Origin of the sequence: Hymenobacter sp. PAMC 26628, assembly GCF_001562275.1 — a bacterium.
Taxonomy (GTDB): Bacteria; Bacteroidota; Bacteroidia; order Cytophagales; family Hymenobacteraceae; genus Hymenobacter.
The window spans coordinates 4,228,002-4,246,288 of record NZ_CP014304.1; the positions used below are offsets into that span (position 1 = coordinate 4,228,002).

Annotated in this window: 17 protein-coding genes; 5 read left to right on the top strand and 12 right to left on the bottom strand. The window is 63.8% G+C overall.

From position 1 onward, the window contains the following. Positions 1-73: 73 nt before the first annotated feature. Together AXW84_RS18395 and AXW84_RS18400 are read right to left on the bottom strand one after the other, a co-directional pair. On the bottom strand, positions 74-1,750 hold the full coding sequence (locus AXW84_RS18395) for a T9SS type A sorting domain-containing protein (RefSeq protein WP_157887109.1): 1,677 nt from the start codon (positions 1,748-1,750) through the stop codon (positions 74-76). Positions 1,751-1,820: 70 nt separating this feature from the next. Further along, on the bottom strand, positions 1,821-2,126 hold the full coding sequence (locus AXW84_RS18400) for a hypothetical protein (RefSeq protein WP_068236623.1): 306 nt from the start codon (positions 2,124-2,126) through the stop codon (positions 1,821-1,823). A gap of 40 nt (positions 2,127-2,166) precedes the next feature. Between AXW84_RS18400 and AXW84_RS18405 the strand changes: the two genes are divergently transcribed. Continuing rightward, complete coding sequence (locus tag AXW84_RS18405) at positions 2,167-2,826, top strand: hypothetical protein (RefSeq protein ID WP_068236626.1); 660 nt, start codon at positions 2,167-2,169, stop codon at positions 2,824-2,826. Here AXW84_RS18405 and AXW84_RS18410 read toward each other — a convergent pair. Continuing rightward, positions 2,816-3,010 (bottom strand): hypothetical protein, encoded by a 195-nt coding sequence (locus tag AXW84_RS18410; protein ID WP_157887110.1) that lies wholly within the window; start codon positions 3,008-3,010, stop codon positions 2,816-2,818. The two genes, AXW84_RS18405 and AXW84_RS18410, sit on opposite strands and share 11 nt — an antisense overlap. A gap of 419 nt (positions 3,011-3,429) precedes the next feature. Continuing rightward, entirely contained in the window at positions 3,430-4,128 is a 699-nt protein-coding gene (locus tag AXW84_RS25405; protein ID WP_082773978.1) for a hypothetical protein, read from the bottom strand. Between the two features lie 308 nt (positions 4,129-4,436). Here AXW84_RS25405 and AXW84_RS18425 point away from each other — a divergent pair, with 308 nt between their 5' ends. After that, the gene (locus AXW84_RS18425) at positions 4,437-5,300 is read left to right on the top strand and encodes a DNA/RNA non-specific endonuclease (protein WP_068236637.1); all 864 of its coding nucleotides are present in this window, start codon (positions 4,437-4,439) and stop codon (positions 5,298-5,300) included. A gap of 17 nt (positions 5,301-5,317) precedes the next feature. On the opposite strand, the gene AXW84_RS18430 is transcribed toward AXW84_RS18425, so the two are convergent. From AXW84_RS18430 to AXW84_RS25175, 7 genes are all read right to left on the bottom strand, one after another. Continuing rightward, positions 5,318-5,698 carry a hypothetical protein gene (locus tag AXW84_RS18430; RefSeq protein WP_068236640.1) on the bottom strand — a complete coding sequence of 127 codons (381 nt, stop codon included), beginning with the start codon at positions 5,696-5,698 and terminating at the stop codon, positions 5,318-5,320. A gap of 765 nt (positions 5,699-6,463) precedes the next feature. Beyond that, positions 6,464-7,021, bottom strand: coding sequence for a Panacea domain-containing protein (locus AXW84_RS18435; protein WP_068236643.1), 558 nt, complete (start codon positions 7,019-7,021; stop codon positions 6,464-6,466). Positions 7,022-7,226: 205 nt separating this feature from the next. Beyond that, positions 7,227-7,388 carry a hypothetical protein gene (locus tag AXW84_RS25170; RefSeq protein ID WP_157887112.1) on the bottom strand — a complete coding sequence of 54 codons (162 nt, stop codon included), beginning with the start codon at positions 7,386-7,388 and terminating at the stop codon, positions 7,227-7,229. A 301-nt stretch (positions 7,389-7,689) separates the two neighbouring features. Further along, positions 7,690-8,145, bottom strand: a complete 456-nt coding sequence (locus tag AXW84_RS18445) for a hypothetical protein (protein ID WP_157887113.1) — start codon at positions 8,143-8,145, stop codon at positions 7,690-7,692. Then, positions 8,120-8,650, bottom strand: coding sequence for a Panacea domain-containing protein (locus tag AXW84_RS18450; protein WP_071892285.1), 531 nt, complete (start codon positions 8,648-8,650; stop codon positions 8,120-8,122). The genes AXW84_RS18445 and AXW84_RS18450 overlap by 26 nt, the downstream gene beginning before the upstream one ends. A gap of 534 nt (positions 8,651-9,184) precedes the next feature. After that, positions 9,185-9,535: a hypothetical protein gene (locus AXW84_RS18455; RefSeq protein WP_068236655.1), complete on the bottom strand. Its 351-nt coding sequence runs from the start codon at positions 9,533-9,535 to the stop codon at positions 9,185-9,187. A 147-nt stretch (positions 9,536-9,682) separates the two neighbouring features. Then, positions 9,683-9,856 (bottom strand): hypothetical protein, encoded by a 174-nt coding sequence (locus AXW84_RS25175; RefSeq protein WP_157887114.1) that lies wholly within the window; start codon positions 9,854-9,856, stop codon positions 9,683-9,685. A gap of 230 nt (positions 9,857-10,086) precedes the next feature. On the opposite strand from AXW84_RS25175, the gene AXW84_RS18460 reads away from it, so the two are divergent. From AXW84_RS18460 to AXW84_RS18470, 3 genes are read left to right on the top strand one after another with little or no spacing between them, the layout of a single operon-like run. Continuing rightward, a complete protein-coding gene (locus AXW84_RS18460; RefSeq protein WP_157887115.1) occupies positions 10,087-10,557 on the top strand; it encodes a hypothetical protein in 471 nt (156 codons plus the stop codon). Positions 10,558-10,559: 2 nt separating this feature from the next. Continuing rightward, the gene (locus AXW84_RS18465) at positions 10,560-11,117 is read left to right on the top strand and encodes a hypothetical protein (RefSeq protein WP_068236661.1); all 558 of its coding nucleotides are present in this window, start codon (positions 10,560-10,562) and stop codon (positions 11,115-11,117) included. A gap of 41 nt (positions 11,118-11,158) precedes the next feature. After that, the gene (locus AXW84_RS18470; RefSeq protein WP_068236664.1) at positions 11,159-11,494 is read left to right on the top strand and encodes a hypothetical protein; all 336 of its coding nucleotides are present in this window, start codon (positions 11,159-11,161) and stop codon (positions 11,492-11,494) included. 162 nt (positions 11,495-11,656) lie between these two features. Here the strand turns inward: AXW84_RS18470 and AXW84_RS18475 are convergent, their stop codons facing one another. After that, positions 11,657-18,286: a hypothetical protein gene (locus AXW84_RS18475; protein WP_068236667.1), complete on the bottom strand. Its 6,630-nt coding sequence runs from the start codon at positions 18,284-18,286 to the stop codon at positions 11,657-11,659. Position 18,287: the final 1 nt, after the last annotated feature.

Consider the following 18,287-nt stretch of genomic DNA (forward strand, 5'->3'; position numbering starts at 1 on the left):
CCCGGTCAGAAAGTAGTACGCTGTCGTTAAGAGCAGTACCATCACTGCAACTCCCAATGAACCCCACAGGGGTCTATTCCACGATAAATTTGGCAGCCCACAGTTGCCCATTGGGCGCCGTTGCTTGCACCTGATAGAGGCCGGGGGCTACGCCAGCCAACGGGAAGGAAGCCGCCGCGGGGCCGGTGCGCACGGTTCGCCCCAACGCGTCGCGCACAGCCAACCGGGTGCCCGCGGGCAAGACGGGGAGCCCCAACGCGCCTGTGGTGGCCACCGGGTTGGGGTACAGCGCCAACGGCCCGGCGGCGTGGGCGGCGCGGGAAGCCAACGGCGTGCTGGCCAGCTGCGCCACAAACCCGTCCGCCGCCGCGGCCCCGCCTTGGCTCGTCAGGGCGAGGTTTCCCAATTGCGCCGTGCCGGTGAACGTGCCCCCGACGGCCAAGCGGCCGGGGCTGGTGAACCGCAAGAGAAAAGCGGACTCGTTGTTCGGCCCGGTCGATTGCTGCACCCACCCCACGGCGCCCTGGGCCGAGACACTGGCCACCACGGCGTCGTTACCGCCCGTGCTGGCGAAGGACCGGTCGCCCAACGTGCCCGTGCCGTCGAAGTAGCCGGCCACGTACCACGTGCCCTGGGGATCGGCGGCGACGCCGCTCAGCTGGGCCGCGCCCGGGCTGGTGAAGGCCCGGCCCCACTGCACCGCCCCGGTCGCCGCGTCCAGCACCACCAAGGCCCCGCTTTGCGTCCCCGGTCCGGCCAGCACCTGCGCGCCAAACGTGGCGGTGCCGGGAAATTGGCAGACCAAACCCAAGCGGCCCGTGCCGTCGAGTGCGGCGTCTAGCACCCGGTCGAACCCCGGGCCGCCGCCTTGCTGCGCCCACTGCGCGGCGCCTTGGCCGTCGTACTTAACGACCGCCTCGTCAAAATCGCCGGCGCCGGGGGGCAGCGTGACCGAACCAAAGGCCCCGTTGGGTCCCGCGTTGGCGTAAAAAACCAGGTACGCGTCCCCGTCCGCGCTGACCACCAACTTTTGATTATAGAAGGCGAGCCCGTTGCTGTTGGGCACGCGGCCGCCCTGCCGGGCCCACACCGCGGCCCCCTGCGGGTCCAGTTTCACCAAGTAGCGGTCAAAGGAGATCGACGGCACGGCCAGCGTGAGGGCGCCAAAGGTGGCAGTGCCGGTAAGCACACCGGTCAGGTACAGGTTGCCGGCCGCGTCCACGCCCAGGTCTGCCCCGACGGCCCCCGATCCGGGGTTGGGCTGGCGCAGCCACTGCGGCTGCCCCTGCGCGTCGAGGCGGGCGAGCAGCGTGGCCGTGTTGCCGCTGCCCGTGGCGGTCAGCGCTGAAGCGCCGAGGCGCACCGTGTTGGGTTGGCCCACGAGGTTGGACGTGCCCAGCAGGTAAACGCCCCCCGCCTGGTCGGCCACCAGGCGCGCGATGCGCTCGGTTCCCGGCCCCGCGAGTTGGCAGGTCCACCGCAGGGCCCCGTCCGGGCCGTACTTCGCCACGAAGCTGTCCGTCCCGCCCTGGCTCGTCAGCACCGCGCCCGCGCCGAGGGTAAGCGGCGCCGTGAACGTGCCGCTCACGTAGGTGTTGCCGGCCGCGTCCGCGGCCAGCGCCTGGGGTAAAACCGCAGGGACGCTAGCGAGCGAATTGGCCCACGTCCAACGGGGCGCCACGGCTTGCGCATGGGCCGCGCACCCAACGAGTGCCAAAAGGCAGGAGTAAAGCGTAGTAGGTGTTTTCATAAGCAGGCGAAGAGAAAAGGTGCAGCTAAAGTAGGTGCCGAAGCCTTTCCAATACGGCACAGCAGATTATTTACTCAACTCCCGTTCTCCGGTTTAAGCGCGTTAGTTGCCGCGAATCACCGGTCATGCTGATCATAACCCGTCCGGCAGCCGCACCGACGCGGCGTAGTCCTCCAGCGGCACGGGTGAAGCTGCGCAGCCGCACCAGCTCGTGGCGGTGCGTGTCGTAGTAGAGCTCGACGAAGAACCCGCCCGGCAAGTGGTACAGGTTCACGCCGTCCTCTTCCTCCCAGCGCCGGGCCAGGTAAGTACCGGTGTCGAAAACGGCCACCAGCTGGCGTTCGTAGGGCAGCTGGTTGAATTCGTAGAGCGTCATACCGGCCCAAATTACCGCGCCCGCGCTTTATTTTGGGCCCATGGAAGAGCCGCCCGTCCGCAAGCCGACCCAAGCCGAGCGCTACAAAGCTCTGCGCGCGCAGGCCCGTGCCGGCGACGCGGTGGCCCAGGCGCAAGTGGACGCGATCAACGCCGGCAACCGCGCTTCCGCCGCCAAAGCCCAAGCGGAAGGCCGTAAGTACCGATACCCCGCACAAAAGGCCGCTTATCGGGCTCGCGCGAAAGCCGCTTGGCTATTGGCTCTAACCCCGGCGGAAGCGGAGGACGCCCGTCAACGCCGGGCTCGCTTGGCGGCCGCGAAACTAAAGCGCGAAGCCGCTGCGGCCGCCCCGCCTAAGCCCGTGCTCTCGGCCGCCGAGCGGGCGGTACAGGCCGTCGCGCTGAACCTGGCCCGGAACCGCGCGGCCTACCAGGCCCGCAAGCAACGCATGGCCGCCGGCGACCCGGTAGCGCAGGCCCGGTACGAACAACGCCTAGCCCAGAATCGTCAGCGGATCGCGGCCAAAGCGGTGAAGCTGACACCCGAGCAACGCAGTGACATTGCGCGGCAAGGGGCGCTTAAACGGTGGAGTGACCGCATAGTACCTACCGTCACCAAGCTCACGCCCGAGCAACGCAGCGAACGCGCTCGGCAGGGGGCGCTGAAGCGGTGGGGCAACCGCGCGGCCCCTAGCGAATGAGGACCGTGAAATCCAGGCCGTACCGGCTGGCGGTGTAGGCCAGCACGCGTCGACGCAAGTCGGCTACGGCCTCCGCTTCGTCGGCCCCGTGGCCGTAGTTGACCGAGGCCGGTAAGTCTACATCCGTCGTGGACGCTTCGACCGATTGGGGCTGGCCCTTGCCGTCGTTGTACATCTTGACCATGCCCGTACCTACGCAGAAAAAAAATCCAGTTGAGGCCGGGGTATTTTCGTGCGAAGCCTGCGCTACTTTCGCCGCCGTGTTCCTAACCCCCTTTCCTCATTTTTTGCGAAAGTTTTTAACGATTAGCAAGCGAATTACTAAAAATAAGACCCCGGCTATCACTGCTGAGAGCACCAATTGAAAGAAAGGCAGTAACCAATAGTTTAAGTCAAAAAGCAACCGCATGTGGAGGGGGCTGAAGGCAAAAATAGTAAGGGAATTTTGGTAAGATGCCACCCCGCACGAGTGGCCAACCACGCGGTGCTTAGCCAACGGGCGTTGCCAGCAAAAATACCCGGGAGTGGGGCCGGCCATTGAACGTTGTATGTTCAATGGCCGGCCCCACTCCCGGGGACAAGCAGGTCAGCCGCTCGTGACGTTTACGGCTTTACGTATAGCTTGTATGTATCCGTCGCTGGGTAGTATGTGCCGTTTAGCGTAATTGGAGCCAGGTTCTGTACCGTACCCGTCTGGGGCGAGGTGGTTGAGAATTGCCCAGAAATTGAGAAGTTGTACATGTCGTGCGCCGAAATGTATTTCCCGATGCCGTCGCCAAAGGGGGCAAAGGACGTGCCCAACGCAAACCCGTAGCTGGTGATCGACAATTTTTCGACCGTGTGCGTGGCCTCGGTAAACTCGATTTTCACAGCAATGGTGGTAGTGGCGTTGTACTTGACCGTCATCATCTTGGAATGATCGCCGACGGTCAACGGCGCATCTTCTGCATAAGGAAGGCCATCGGGACCTGTCCCGGTGCCCGTCCCGGTGCCTGTCCCGCCGCCGCCGCCGCCGCCAGCTCCCCCATCGCCGCCGGTGCCGCCGCCGCCGGTACCGCCTGGGGTGATGGTAACGCCTCCGGGAAATGTAGGCTCGGGGGTGCCAACAACGACAACAGGGGGTAGATCAACAATTAATTGATTGGTTTTTAGCTGGTTCGGGTTTTGTGAAACAGCTGGCGCGACCGGTGCTGGTGCTTCGGGCAGGACAGAACAGGCACTTAAAGCCAGGCCCAAGGTGGCGGCAAACAACGACCGAAGGCGCCAAGGGTTGTGGGTGGAAAAGAGGGGTAGAAAGCGCATAAACGGAGAAATGGGGGTAGGAAAGAGGAATGTGGAAAAGAGGAGGTTTTAATGTGCTACAAATGAATTGCTAAAAGGAGCCAATAAAAAGGACACTTTCCAGAGCGATGTGACATCATATATTTGGGCATCTGCTTATTAGGCTTTACCCGTTACCGCGTTACTTCTCGCGTTAGAACTTCGACAGCCAGCGCAGTAACTACTGCCCGGCTTGGTGTTTAGCCATTGTCTGGTGATTGGGCATTTTTTCCATACTCTCGGAAAGGCGCCCGTCTGTGACATGTGCGCCTGCCCCAAGGGCCACCCTTATGAAACATTTCGTTACCCGCCTCGGCGCTTGGGCCCTGTTGGGGCTGCTGGCCACGTCCTGCGCCAAAACCGATACGGTAGCGCCCGTCGCACCCGCTACCGCCACCCGCGACAACAACCTAATGCTGGGTAACCCCAGCGGCGCCACTGCTAGTACCTCTTCGCCCAACAACTACCTGCTGGTAAAAGACCAGTACACGCTGTCTTACAACCGCGACCAAGGCAAGCCTAACTGGGTGAGCTGGCACCTGAGCACCGCGTGGGAAGGCAGCGCGCCCCGCAAAGATGACTTCGCCGCCGACGCCAGCCTGCCCAGCGGCTGGTACCAAGTGAAAGCGTCGGACTACAGCGGCTCGGGCTTCGACCGGGGGCACAACTGCCCTAGCGCCGACCGCAAGGGCTCGGCCGCCGACAACACGGCCACGTTCTTCATGACCAACATGATGCCCCAGGCGCCCAACAACAACCAGCAGACCTGGGCCAACTTGGAAAACTACGCCCGGGCCCTGGCCGACGCGGGCAACGAGTTGTACATCGTCTGCGGCTCGTACGGCCGGGGCGGCACGGGCAGCAACGGCTACGCCACCACCGTAGCCGGCGGCAAGGTGACCGTGCCCGCCCGCTGCTGGAAGGTGCTGGTGGTGCTGCCCGTCGGCACCAACGACGTAGCCCCGGTCAGCAGCAGCACCCGCGTGATTGCCATCGACACGCCCAACGACAACTCTCTTAGTTCCAGCTGGGGCAAGTACCGCACGAGCGTCGACGCCATCGAGGCGGCCACGGGCCTGGACTTGCTCTCGGCCTTATCAGGGGGGCTGCAGAGCACGCTGGAGGCCCGCACCGACAGTGGCCCCACCAACTGATGGTGGCTTAGTGGCTCTTAGTTCAGCGGCCACCGTAGCGTGTAGCGCTGCCAGTAAGAATGGGGTGTCACGTCGGTTTGGGCGTCCACGTACTTCCAGCCGTGGGCGCTGAGGTAGTTCAGGGCGTCGGCCACGGAGGCAAAGCCCGTGACTTTGGTGGCCTCCGTGCGCAGGCGGATCTTTTCGTCCACTGTGTAGCCCGCCACCAAGCTGTACTGCAATTCCAAGCGCGCGTCGCCGGCGGGATGGTCGGCATTGATGGACTGCGCGTACAGGATGGCGTACTGTACCGGCCGGCGGTAGGCTGTGGTGGCGGACGGCGCTTGTGCGTTGGCCGGCGGGGTGAGCAGGCCTACGGTGGCGGCCAATAGCCCGGTCAGAATGAGTTTGGGTACCATGCGAGTAAGTGGGTGGGACCGCTTAGTGCGGCTGGCGGCCATGCGTCAAGCTTGTTAATGGAGGGCTGATGCTGCGAGCATGGATAGGCCTGTAACTTGGCTCATTAACCCAATATGAGCACAAAGAGCGCTAACTTTTTATCCTAGCGACTCCACCGGGGGCCGGGTTCGGAATAATCTGGCGGTGCAGCTATTTACACATGCTCGAAGTTCCGGACGGGGGCCCCGGGTGCCGGAACCGGGCGGGGGAAAGCGGGAGAAGCGGGCGGGTGGGGCACAAAAAAGCCCCGCTGGTGGGCGGGGCTTTTTTTATTATAGCAATCCGTATCGCTTTTTATCACGATTCGATATGTTAGTTGTTTCTCTCAACAATTTCAAAACTTGATCTATTTCCTCCGGATACAGCTCGCCACGAATGAAATCTGGATTTTTTGCCAGTAGGCCGTGGATCGCAGCGGCGCTTTTCCTTTTCACTTCTGAACAGTTAGCGTAGCAATTATAATCTACTAGCTTCCGACTATCCGCCATAAGAGGGAACTGCGCATCTGCTAGTGCCTGATTCCGAAGAATAAAGTCATTGGGCCAAGAATTGATATACACAGTAGCTAGGTCGACCTCATCACTTGTCACGCCAACAATTATCCAGAACTTAATCTTTGGAGGTGTCGTGTCGTCAACAAACGACCTAATGACAGTCCCTACAGCTAAAGATAGTGGGACCGGGAGAGGCGAGCTATTTGGACTATGCACAATTACAAGGGCGGGCTACAACGAGCAATAATCGTTGTTTGCCAAAGACTCGCCCAAATAGCTAAGTGCAGATTCGTCAGCGCCGCCCGCCTCGGCAATCTTTAACCTGTCCATCTCCCTATTCATATCCGCTGCATCCCATGCAGCGTCATGCGATAGAGACTTAAGATCTGCAAACGAACGATTTCGGCAGAAAGCAATGGCTTTGTCTAAACAATCTTTTTCAGTGCCTGCCAAATAATCTAAATCAGGTGCGACCAACGCAGAGAGGCGCTTGCCTTGTATTACCTCAATATTTTGCTTAGCGTATTGAATGCCAAGCGTTCCAAGCCAATTGCCATTATAGCGGCCATCAGCCATCTGAACTAAATGGTAGATACGCGAAGGCACGGGGCCAGCCTCCATCTTAATGAAGGTGTCGCCGAGCATAGTATTCCCGTAGTTCCCCAAGTAGTCTTGCTCAGCAAAGTAGAGCGCTTTAAAAGCCTGGTGTAAGGTCGGAGCCTTTAGTTCGCTCACGACATAAAGCAATGCTTGCATCGCTTTTTCGTAATCAAAAAAGGCGGTGTTCATAGTCTTGTCCTCCCAAAAAAAAGTTGACGCCCCTGTAAATCGGGCTGCAAAGATAACACCAAAAATATTGGCAAAATGCCAAATACTTTTGGGATAACTCAAATACGTAGCAAACATAACTCATGGATGCCAATTCTCTGACTTTATTTGTGATACCTCGCAAACGGTTGCAAAATAATTTCAACCAAGATTACGAATTGCGTTTTCAGGGCTTCACTGCCACCTCCACCGGCCCCACGCTCGGCAGCGCCTCGTTCCGGCTGCACTCCCGCACCCCAATGGCCAGCAGCGCCAGTACGCCCCACCACCACATATCCAAGCGCCAATAGCGGGCCCAAGCCAGAACGCGGGAACGGGTGAGTTTCATGGGGCGCAGCTACCTTGGCAGTCCACTTAATCCTTACCATCCAAATAGCTGAAAAAATAATCACCGTCAACGTCAAGGCGCTGACTAATAATATAATGTCAGAAATCAACTTCCCTAGCCTGGATGCTGCACTAGCGGATGGCTACACTGTAAAGCAGATAGTGCCAATTCCTTTCACATCCGTGGCTACTGTCGGCGTTACTACTATCGTGTTCGTGCTCGAGAAAAAGCAGCGAACCGGTCTGTAACATATTGCTTGAAGGCAAGAGCCCCGGCCGGATGGGGCGCGGGGCTTGATCTATTAAGTGTGTTTCAACTCTGAGATCCAGAACTCGTGATTTTCGTCTAGGAAGACTAAATAAAATGTATTCTCCACTAAATGTCCAATCAAACAATGTAGTCCATCCACATGAATGCGTGCCCACGAAGCGTCTGGCGGCACTTGCGCCGGGTGCGCAAACTTAGTTTTAGCATCGGGCGGGAAATCTCCGTACTCGGTAAATTTCTTGCCGTCCAGTTGACTCCGTAGCGGTCGGGCAGAATAATTGCGCAAGGTTTCCATCGCTTCCGAAAGCTTTGTAGTTTCTTGCCACCGCCCGAAGCTCTGCCCTTGTTCGCGATCTAGGTGCTGGAAACTGATTTGAAAGTTACCAGCTTCAGCTAGAGATTCGACAGTAGCAGACGCCTTAAGCTCTGCTACTTGCTGCATAAAACTTTTAGTCTGGCCCGGTTTAAACCGCTTCTGGTTCTGGCCCATACATGAACTGCCCGTAGTAGGACTTTATCGTTGCTTCGGAGATGTTTCGCTCGCAACGATCACCCGGTCCGTACCCGCGCCGGGCTTCAACCCAAGGCAACTCAGCATGAGTCATGCCCTCTAACTCGTAGGCCGATTTTGGACCGAACTCAGCTAATACATCATCAATAAACTCGACTTGGGAAGCCAATAATGTATGATCGAGTCGCTCTTGCGGGCTCGGCTCGCCTGGGTCCTGTGTGTAATTAATTGCAGCGTGTAATACGGAAACACCTTTTAATTCGTCATATATCTTACGCGAAACCGGTCCATGCAACCAAGCCTGGAACTGGTCATCAATGATGGGCGCATCAAAGTAAGCCAAGTGAAAAGCCTGGCAATAGTAGAGCAACTTTTGAAGTTTCAAGTGCGAAACTGGTCCATAAGCGCGCACCTTTTCAATGATGTACTCGCATAAATGCAGAGAATCGATTTTTTGCAGGGATTGTGGTTTTGAATAAAACATAGTTCTTATTGTACTTTGGGCGACATCCCAATCAGCGGGGGCGTGAAGATAACACGAATGCAGAGATAAGGGTGCCGCGGCAGTTCACTCATTTGCAGACTGAGTTATCAGGATGCAGCATATAATATATGGCTAGCGGGCTTTGTACGGGGCTTGAGACAATGCAAGCAAATAACTCGCTGGCTGCGAAGCCGAGGGCAAGCGCGGGGGCTTCGGACTTTTTAGGACATTAACTCAGGAAACCAGCCCAACGATGTTTTGCGTAGGCAAGTCAGGCACTTGGGCTTATCCGTTGTTTTCCGTCGCAGCCACGCCTCGCGCGTGGCAGGCACTGGCCGATACCGGGCGCAGGCGGCCCTGTTGGCATACGGCGCATAGTGGTGGAGGTACTTGCCGCCCGCCGGGTCGAGCCACGCGGCTTCAGGAATGCCGGTGCCATTGGGCGGGCGCGGGGGAAGGTCGGTGGGTATCATATTCAATACCCAAGTGGCGGGCTCGCGATTAATGGGGAAGCGGACTGATTCAATTTAGGCCCTAACTGGCGACCCCCCGCTGGGCCTCCCGCAGCCACGCCTGGGCTTCTTCGATGGCGCCGAACATGCGCATCTGCAAGCGCGCGCCAATCCCCAAAAACATGGCCTCGGCGGACTGGGCGGCCATGGATTCGGAGCTGACCACGTTGGCGAAGTGCGTCAGGCCCTGGGCGGCGGCGCGCGGCGCCCAGTCGGTGACGATCCACGCCACGGCGTGGTTCCAGGGCCCGACGACCTCGCGGTTGTCGTTGAGCAGGTACGCGCACCGGTTGTCCCGCAACGGGAACAGGCAGGCGTCGGCCCCGGCCACGATGCCCACGTAGGTTTGGTAGCCCACCCAGTTGTTGTACACCCACCCGCTGACGGTATCGCCCGCAGGCGCTGGTGTTCTGGTTGGCCCCGTAGTGGTGGACGTACTGCCCGCGGCCCGCGTCGAGCCAGGCGGCAGAAAGGCCGGTGCCGGCGTGGGGCGGCAGAGGGGGCACGTGCTCGGCTTTCATTACTTCACAATACCCAAACGACGGGCTTCGTCCATTACCAGCAAGCGGATAAGGGCTGAAACGCCGATGTTACCCCGCGCTTTAGCTACCTGCTCGAATATGTCTTTTTCTTCTTCCTCCAAGCCAAAGTTGATTTGCGGCTTACGAATGGGTGTTTCCTTTGGTGATTTCATATCGCAAAGATAATAACTATATATTAACTATAAAATAAGTTTATCATTTCTGTATTTCATCTTGAATGTACAGAAAATTACTGTATATTTGTATCGTTCCAAAAGGGAATGCCAGCACGGAGAAAATGAAAGGAGGCCAGCCGCACGAACGGCTGACCTCCCGACAACAATCGCACGAACGACTGAAATCTAGCTGGATTTTTCAACCCAATCTTCACCCCCAAAATTACATGGAAAATGCAATGCAGGGCGCTGTCGGCTGCACGAACAGCTTGGCTCCCATCCCCAAAGCGGTCAATTCATTGGCGGTGCTCCGCACCGCCATCGAGGCCCTACTGGCCACGTCGGAGCACATCTCCGACCAAGAATACCAAACCGCTGCCCAGCGCGTCAACGCCTGCCAGTCGCTGGAAACGCTCCAGAAGTGGCACCGCAACTGTGCGCACGAGATTGCCCGCCGCGGGACGGAAGCAACTTCTCCGGCTGCCTACGCCACACCGGCGCAGCGGGAAGAAATCATTACCCTGCTCAACCACGTGCTCATCACCCGGCAGGAAAAGACGAAGGCGCTGCTGAACATCAACCGGCTCGATGGGCCCCAGGCTGTGGCCCTGGTGGGCAATCTGTACCAAAAGGTGCTGGACCGGGGCGGCGTTGCCCACCCCAAAGCAGCAGACATGCTTACTTCTCTTGCCGCGTAGCCATGGCCACCTTACCAAAACGGGCCCACGCCACCGCGGCGCAAACCCAGGCCATTGCGGCCCTGACCCAAAAAACCGGCTGCGCCTACCGCATCGCCAAGCTCCGCAAAAACGAGCCGGGCACCTACGCCGAGGCCCTGGCCCGCGTCGGCAACTTGTATTTGGAAACGCACCAGACCATCCAGCTCGGCGGCGGGCTGTGCTACTGCGTGCCCGACAACTCCCTCGTGCCGGTGGGCCTGCCGCAGGGGTCGCTGCTGCGGCTGGAAGTGGTCGAGTGGGCCGACATCTGGCTGGGCGACGTGGTGGTGCGCGCCCGCCTCCAGCAGAGCCGGGTGGGCAACGTGGCGGTCGTCGAACGGCTGGCCGACGCCGTGCCCACCCTGCTCGAAGCCGGCGTGGTGCTGGAGAAATCCCGGCGGGGCGACCACGGACCCGAACACGATTGGCTCGTGCTCTACCGCGGCACGCCCGCGGGGCCCGGTCTGTTGAAGCTGCCCAAGTACGAGCTGGGGTGCTGCTGGTACCGGGTCGTGTCCACCATTTCTTCGGCGTCGTAGTTATGGCCAGCATTTCCTAATCAGCCCCCCCCCCTTACCTCATGCTTACCTTCAATGTCGACGTTGATATCAAGGCTTTACTGCGCGAGGCCGCTCTGCAAGCAGCCCGCGAGGCCCAGGCGCAATTACCGGCCGTTGACCCGCAGGTGTCAGTGCCGATTGCCGCTAAAACCCTCAGCGTCTACCCGTCAACGGTGCGTCGCTACTTCGATCTGCCCCTTGGGCACCCGCAGCACCTGCCTTATGTGAGTACCTCCAACCACGCCGCGGGCCGGCGCGTGCTCCAGTCCGATATCGCCGCTTGGCAGCAGCGCAACCGCTCCGGCCAAGTCGTTCCCTTGCCCGTTACACATGCGGCCAAGCGCAAAGCCAAGTAGTCTCCGCCTAAGCAATGCGTAGTGCCAGGGCCCCGGTGGCCAGCCGAACCGGGCGGTTCAGCTGAGTGCCAGGGCCCTGGTTTAGGAGAGCAACCCACAAAATACCCGTAATGCGCTGAGAGCACCCAGTCATTACGGGTTGCTCCCCGCGCATTACGGGTTTTATCGCCCTCCGGCCACGCGGTGCGGTTTGCCGAAGCGGACCTCTTGCCCCTGGCGGATGCGTTGGTCCAGCACCAGCTGTTTCGCGTCTGCCGTGGCGAACTTCAACGCTTCCTTCACCGCGGCTTCGGCCTCCGCCGGCGTGCCGTGCAGCAGCGCGGCCAGCGCAGGCGTCGCACCGCCCGGGGCCGGGCGGGTCAATTCCTTCCAAAAGCCTTTGCCCCGGGCCTGCGCGTACTGCCGGAACTCGGCGTCGGACAGGGCCGTGGCCTGCGTGCCGCTCACCGGGTCGAAGAGTCGCAGCCCGTAATCAGCCGGCCGGGGGTTGCCCGTGTCGATGCCCAATTCGGCCAGCCGCACCTTCGCCGCGTCCTTGATGGGGTCGGCCGCCACTGGCCGCACGCCCCAGAAGCGGTTGCTGGCGTAGTGCAGCGGGTCACCGAACTGGTCGAGGGCCGCTTCCGCCCCACCGTGCCACACCGGTACGTCGCCGAACACCTGGAGCTGGAGTTGGTGCCAGGCGTCGGTGCTGCGCTTTTCGGGCAGCGCGGCGTCGGTGGCCACGTTGTAGAGCTGGGCCAGCTGGGTCAGCGCGGCCGGGGCCGCCGCCGTCTTGGCCCCAGAAACGGCCAGGCGTTTAAGGGCCCCGATGAGCTGGTCGGGGTGGCGCTGCGCCTCGCTCAGGGCCCCGGCAAATTCCGCCACCCCGTTGGTGGGCCCCGTGTTGGCCGTGGCCACGACGGTGAACACGCCCACCATGCCGAGTTTTTGCGCCAGGTCGGGGTCGTCGCCCTTCAGGTGCATGGCCTTGGCCCAGGCCATGGTCTGCGCCAAGGCCAGCAACGGAATCTCGCACTCCTGGCCCTTGTACGACCACGCCGCGCCGCGGCAAATGATGCTCATCGGCGGCGTTTGCTGGTCCTGCTCCTTGTCGCCGGTAGCAGGCCCGGTTACCTGGATAAGCCCCTGTTTCACCAGCGCGTAGGCCCCCAGGGTGGCCACCACGCCCAGCGTGGAGCGCAGAAAGGCTTTTTCCTGTTCTTCGGGCGTGTAGGCGCGCCGGTAGCGGTCGGCTAATCCTTGGCCCCCCAGCAGCGGCTGGCCGGCCCCGCCGCGCACGGCGCGGTAAAAACCCAGGCCGAACCATTCGGCGTGCCGGGCCTGGAAGTTCGCCACGACCCGGCTGAAGGGCATGAGCAGCTTGCCGAGCACCGGCACGTTCTGCATCACGCCGGCGAACTGGTGGGCCCACGCGCCCATGTGTCCTTCGTAGTCGCTGTTGCCGGCGTGGCGGGCGGCAAACGCCTGGGCGTCGGCCACCAGCTCGGGGTGCGCGCTGGCGCGGGCCTGGTCGAGCAAGTCGCCGAGGCGCGCCTGCCGGGCCGCCCACGCCGCGGCTGTTTTTGGCTGGACCAGGCCTTCGCGGTCTACCAGGGCCGCGATGTCGGCCAGCGCCTCGGGCGTGTTGAACAGGATTTTATCGGCCTCGTCGGCCACCAGCTGGCGCACGCGTTGGCGGCTCACGGCAACGCCGGCCCGCTGGTCGCGGGCCACCCGCTGCGTGGCCAGCTTCACGGCCAGTTCGCGGGCCCGGGCTTCGGCCAGGCCGCCCTGGAAAAAGGTGTCGCTGGCCCCCAGCGCCCGCCGCACGTAGCGGGCGGCGCTCTGGTCGGGCACGGCCAGCCCCCGGCCCAGGCCCAGCCGGTGGAGCAGCCGCACGGCTCCGCCCCGCAGGGTGGAGGCCGTTTCCAACGGGTCGCTGTCGAAGGACGCGTCGGTGAAGCGGGCCCCGGTTTTGGTGTCGCCGTCGTAGCCGGTCGCCAGCACGTGCTGGGCCTCGGCGGCCCCGCGCCGGTAGCCGGCCCCCAGGCCGCCGAGCGGCGCCAAGGCAGTGCGCAGCGAGCCGGTGGCAGCCCACGTGTGCAGCGTAGAAATAAGGCCCACCTCGTGGCCGGTGGCGATGGCGTTCAGGTAGGCGTTGGCCAGGTGCGTGTAGGGCCCCGAGAGCAGGCTCGCGTAGTACAAGGCCTGGCTTTTTTGCGCCCAGTCCGACTGGCCCACGTTTTTGAGCTGGCCCAGCACCCGCAGCAAGTCGATGGCGGCCGTCGTGGCCCGGCGCGTGTCCGTGGTTTCCACCATTTTGCCGCCGATGCGCTGCACCGTTTTCTGCGCCGCCGCCACGTAGGCGTCTTTTAAGTGCTGGATGTGGTCGGCCTCCGCCGCGCCAACGCGCACCTGGTCGCCGAGGAGTTGGTCGAGCAGCTGCCCGGCCGGGTTGCGTTGGGGGCTTTCGGGCAAATTCGCCGCCGCGTTCAAGTCGTTCACCAGCCGGTCGAACGCGTCGGCTTTGGCGCGGCTGCGCCGGGGCTGAAAGCGCTGCCCCAGGGCCTGCCACGCGCCTTTTTCTACGCGCCGGTTCCACTCCTTTTCAATGGCCGCAGCCATTTCGCCGGCTGCGGGGCCCGACAGGCCCGCGTCCTCGACAAACTTCTTGGTCAGCGTGCGGCGGTCCTCGTTGAGGTCGGCGGCGTGCTGCTTGGCAATGTCCACGAGGCGCTTGCCTAGCTCGTGCACGCCGGCCCGCACGGCGCTGGGCGCGGCTTGTTCAGCTACCAGGGCCCGCACCGCGGCCGGGCTGTCGAAGCCGGCCGCGTTGGCCCCGGCGCCCACCACCTCGCGCGTGGCGGCTTCATAGAGTGCGGGCAGGTGGGGACGCACCCGCTCGCCGAGCTCGCGCACCATTTTTTGAGCGAAGTCCACGAACCGGCGGGCCCCGGCTTCGACGTGGTAGCCGGCCAGGTACACCAAGTCGGGGGGCAAAGGGGCTGCAAACGCCGTGTTTTTGAGCCGCGTCCGCAGCTCGCCCAAGCCCTTTTTGGTGAAGACCTTGTTGCCCGCGCCGTAGCCGGTGGGCTCGGGCGCTTCCGCGCGAGGGGCCGGCGCGGCGCGGGGGCCCCGCACGGCTTTCTCCACGGCGGCCTGCACCGCAGCACTTGCCAGCACGTCCGCCATCTTCTGCCGGCGGGCCGGTATGGCTTTCTTCAGCAGAGCGGCCCCGTCGTGGTCGTTTTCGGCCTGCTTGGCTTCGGTGTCCTGGGCGATGGCCCCGAACGCGCTGTCCACCGTGGCCTGGCCGGCGTCAGCTGGGTGCACGGCTTGTACGAGCCGCCCAATGGTGTCGGCCGCGCCCGCAAAGTCCTGCAACGCCTGGGCCGCTTCGGTACCGGCCCGGGCCAACCGGCCAGTCAGGCGCAACACCTGCTCGTTGGCCTGCTCGGCTACCGCGGGTTTGCCCGCCGCCAGCGCAGCGGTGCGGGCGGCCTCGTAATGAGCCCGCACGCCCTTAATCAGGCGGTTGTGCAGCAGCGCTTCCTGGTCGCCCCGTGGCGCGAGGGCCGCTTCGTACGCGGCATCGGCCCCAACCCGTTGGATGAAGGCCGCAGGAGATTCATTGGCTGCTAGCTGGGCGGCGGCGGGCGCGTAGCTCTTTTCCTCGCCTGTTAGGGCGGCCTGCGTCTCCTCGCTGTAACGCTGGGCGTGGCCCCGCGCGCGGGTCGCGGCGGGGACGGCCGCTACGGCTTCGGTTCCGGCAGCGGGGGCAACCCCTGGGCCTGCCGCAGCAGGGCCTGGGCTTGGCGGAAGGCCTGGCGCTTCGCTTCCGGGGTCGGTTTCGCTGGCGGTTGGTTGTTGGCGGTTAGTTGGGGATTGGGCGCGCTCACGGGCTAGGGTGGTTATTTGAAGGGCAATATCGTCGGGAACTTCGAAGAGAAACGGCAGGGCGCGGCCATCCTGGGCCAGCTTGGCGTAATTCAGGCCGCCCGTGGCCAGGTCGGTGTAGTCGGCCAGGGCCGCGTCCAACTGCGGGGCCTGGGCCAGCAGGGCGTCGATTTCGGCGTCGGTGATGGGCCGCTCGTGTTGGGCAGCCGCTTCAGCCGGGGCCCCGCCGCCCACGAACTCCTCGACGGGGATGCTGTACTTGCGGGTGGCCAGGCCGGTCCCCTCGCTTTTCTCCACGAAGCCGCGGCGGTGCGCGTTTTCAAGCGCGTCGAGCGTGAGCTGGGCGCGGAGCGTGTTGCGGCCCGCCTTGATGTCGTCGAGGGCCCCCTGCAATTCGGGCCCCCCCAACGGCTTGCCGCGCAACTCGATGCCCAGGCCCTGCACCACGCCGGGCGTGCCGTCGGCGGCGGCCACGACCTGCTCCAGGAAGGGACGCACCGCCGCGGGCCGCTCGGCCAGCGGAACGGGGTTATTGGCGGGCGTGGTGGCCGTGTACTCGTTGGCCCGCGTCACCCGCTTGCCGCCGCGCGTGACTTTCACGCCGAAGTCGTTGCCCACCTGCACGTCGAGCCCGGCCGCTTTACCGAGGCGGGCCAGCTCGGCGCGGGCCGCGCTGCCGGCCTTGCCCTTCTTTTCGCGGGTGCCGAGCGCGTTGTAGCCATCCAGCGCGTCGAGGGTGGCGTTTACGGCCTGCTGAGCAGGGGTAAGCGGCTGGGCGTGGTCGGGGTGGGGCTCGGCGGCAGGCAGGCGCTCGGTGGGGGCCCCGTCAGCTGGCGGTGGAGTTGCAGCAGTAGGAGCCGGCGCAGGCGCAGGCGGCTCCGCTGATACAGGACCGAAACCGGCAGGCGGGGCGGGGGCGGGGGCTGGTTCAGCAGCGGGGAGAGGGTCGGCGGGTGCATCTAGGGAAACGGGTTCGGCGGACGGTTCGGCCGCGGCGGGCGCGGGCGCGGGCGCATCGGCTTCCGCCAGTTTAGTGGGCAAATTCTTTTCCAGCCAGGGCCCCCAGGCTTGCAGGTCGGCCTCGGCGCCGTCGGCGGTGTGCACGCGCACGACCTGGCCCTCGGGGCTCAGCTCGGCAAACATGGGCTCGCCCGTGCTGCCCGGGCCCAGCGGCACGGTGCGGGGCAGTGCGGGGGGTTCGCCACTTGCTTCGGGAGCCGCTGCCTCCGGGCCCTGGTTTTCGGCGGGTAGCGCCGCGCCGCCCACCGTGCCGGAACGGGCCAGCCCGCCGAGCACGGCGCTGGTGGCGCCCGTCACCGCGCCCATCACCAGGCCTTCACCGGCGGCCCCGCCGACCTGAGCCAGCATTTGCTCCGGCGTCAGGTTGTCGGCCTGGCCGCCCAGGGCGGGGGCCGCGAGTTGGTTCGCTGCGATTTTCAGCCCCTCCACCCCGGCGAACGTCGGGGCCTGCTGGAGCATTTCCTTCGGCACCTGGGCCAGGCCCGGCAGGGCGGCCCGCAGGCTCTCGTGCAGGGCGGCGCTGGTTTCGGCCTGGGTGGCGGTGCGGCCCGTCTGGGCCTCCAGGGCCCGCACCCGGGCCACGGCGTCGGCCGCTACCTGCTCGCGTAGCGCGTCGGGGGCCAGCTTCCGGGCCAGCTTGTCGCCGAGGGCCCCCATGAGCTTGCTGCCGGCCTTGAAGCCCCCGATGGTCAGGGCGCCCTCCAGCACGGTGTAGAGCGCGGCGTCCTTGCCGGTGAGGCCAGCGGCCTTGGCGTGCTCGGCCGCGCCGTGCACCATTTGGGCGTCGAAACCGACCGTGCTCACCAGGCCCAGGATTTTACTCACGGCCGCGGGGGCCCGCAGCTCGGGGGCCAGGGTCTGCGCGACCTGCGCCACGATGAGCGGGCCGTACTCGGCCGACTTCATCAGGATGGTGCTGGGGTGGGCCAGGTCGAGGGGCTGGCGGGCGTTCAGGTCCGACACGGCCGCCTTCGCCCCTTCCATCCGCTGGCTCACCGCGTCGGGCGCGGCGTCGTAAGGCAGGCCCGAGGTGGCGTTGGCCAGGGCCCCCACGCCCTCGACAAGGCCCTGCCCCATCTCGATGAGGCTGTTCTTGAACAGGGCCGCCGCCCCGCCCAGTGCGCCCTGCTCCTGGCCGTCGGCTTTGGTGCTCAGGGCCCGGTCAAAGAAGCGCAGGCCGGTTTCGGGGTCGGCGTACGTATTGGGCGGCACCACGCCCTGGTGGCCGGCCGGAATCACAACCCGCTCCTGCCCGTAGGCCAGCGGGGGCAGCGCTTTACCGAGCGCCTTGCGGTCCACGACGGGGCGCACGTCGCCGTTCGTACTGCCCCGCAGTAGCGCCAAGTTGGCCAGGCTGGCGGCCTCCTCCTCGGCCCGCAGGTCTTCGCCCGAGGGCAGCGGGACCCCGGCGGCCAGGTACTCGTCGCCGGGCGCCTTTTCGAGCGCGGCCAACGGGGAGAGGCGCTGCTCGGTGGGCGCGTCGGTAAGAACCGGCAGCGGCGGGGCCCCAGGGCCTACTTCGGCAAACTGCTGGTCAGTGGCAGGCGAGCCAGACAGCGCTGCCCCCAGCCCCAAGTCCGAGCCCAAAGCCGATGGCAGCACGCCCCCAGATGGCAACGAATCGACGGGCGGCGTAGCCAACGCGGGCTTTTTTTTTACGCCGGCCAGCAACTCCTGGCGAAAGTCATTCAACTTGTCGGGGGCCGTCCACTTCTCTTCCTTGAATAGCGCGTGCAGGTCGGCCACGTATTGGGGATCCGTGGTGGCCTGCTGTTCGAACGCGTCGTAGCTGTCGGGGACGTCGTAGTCGCCCTGGCGCATCAATTTGTAGGTCTCGCCGAGCAGGGTGGCGGGGGCTTGCGGCGGCGTGGCCGGCAGGGTTTTCGGGGACATG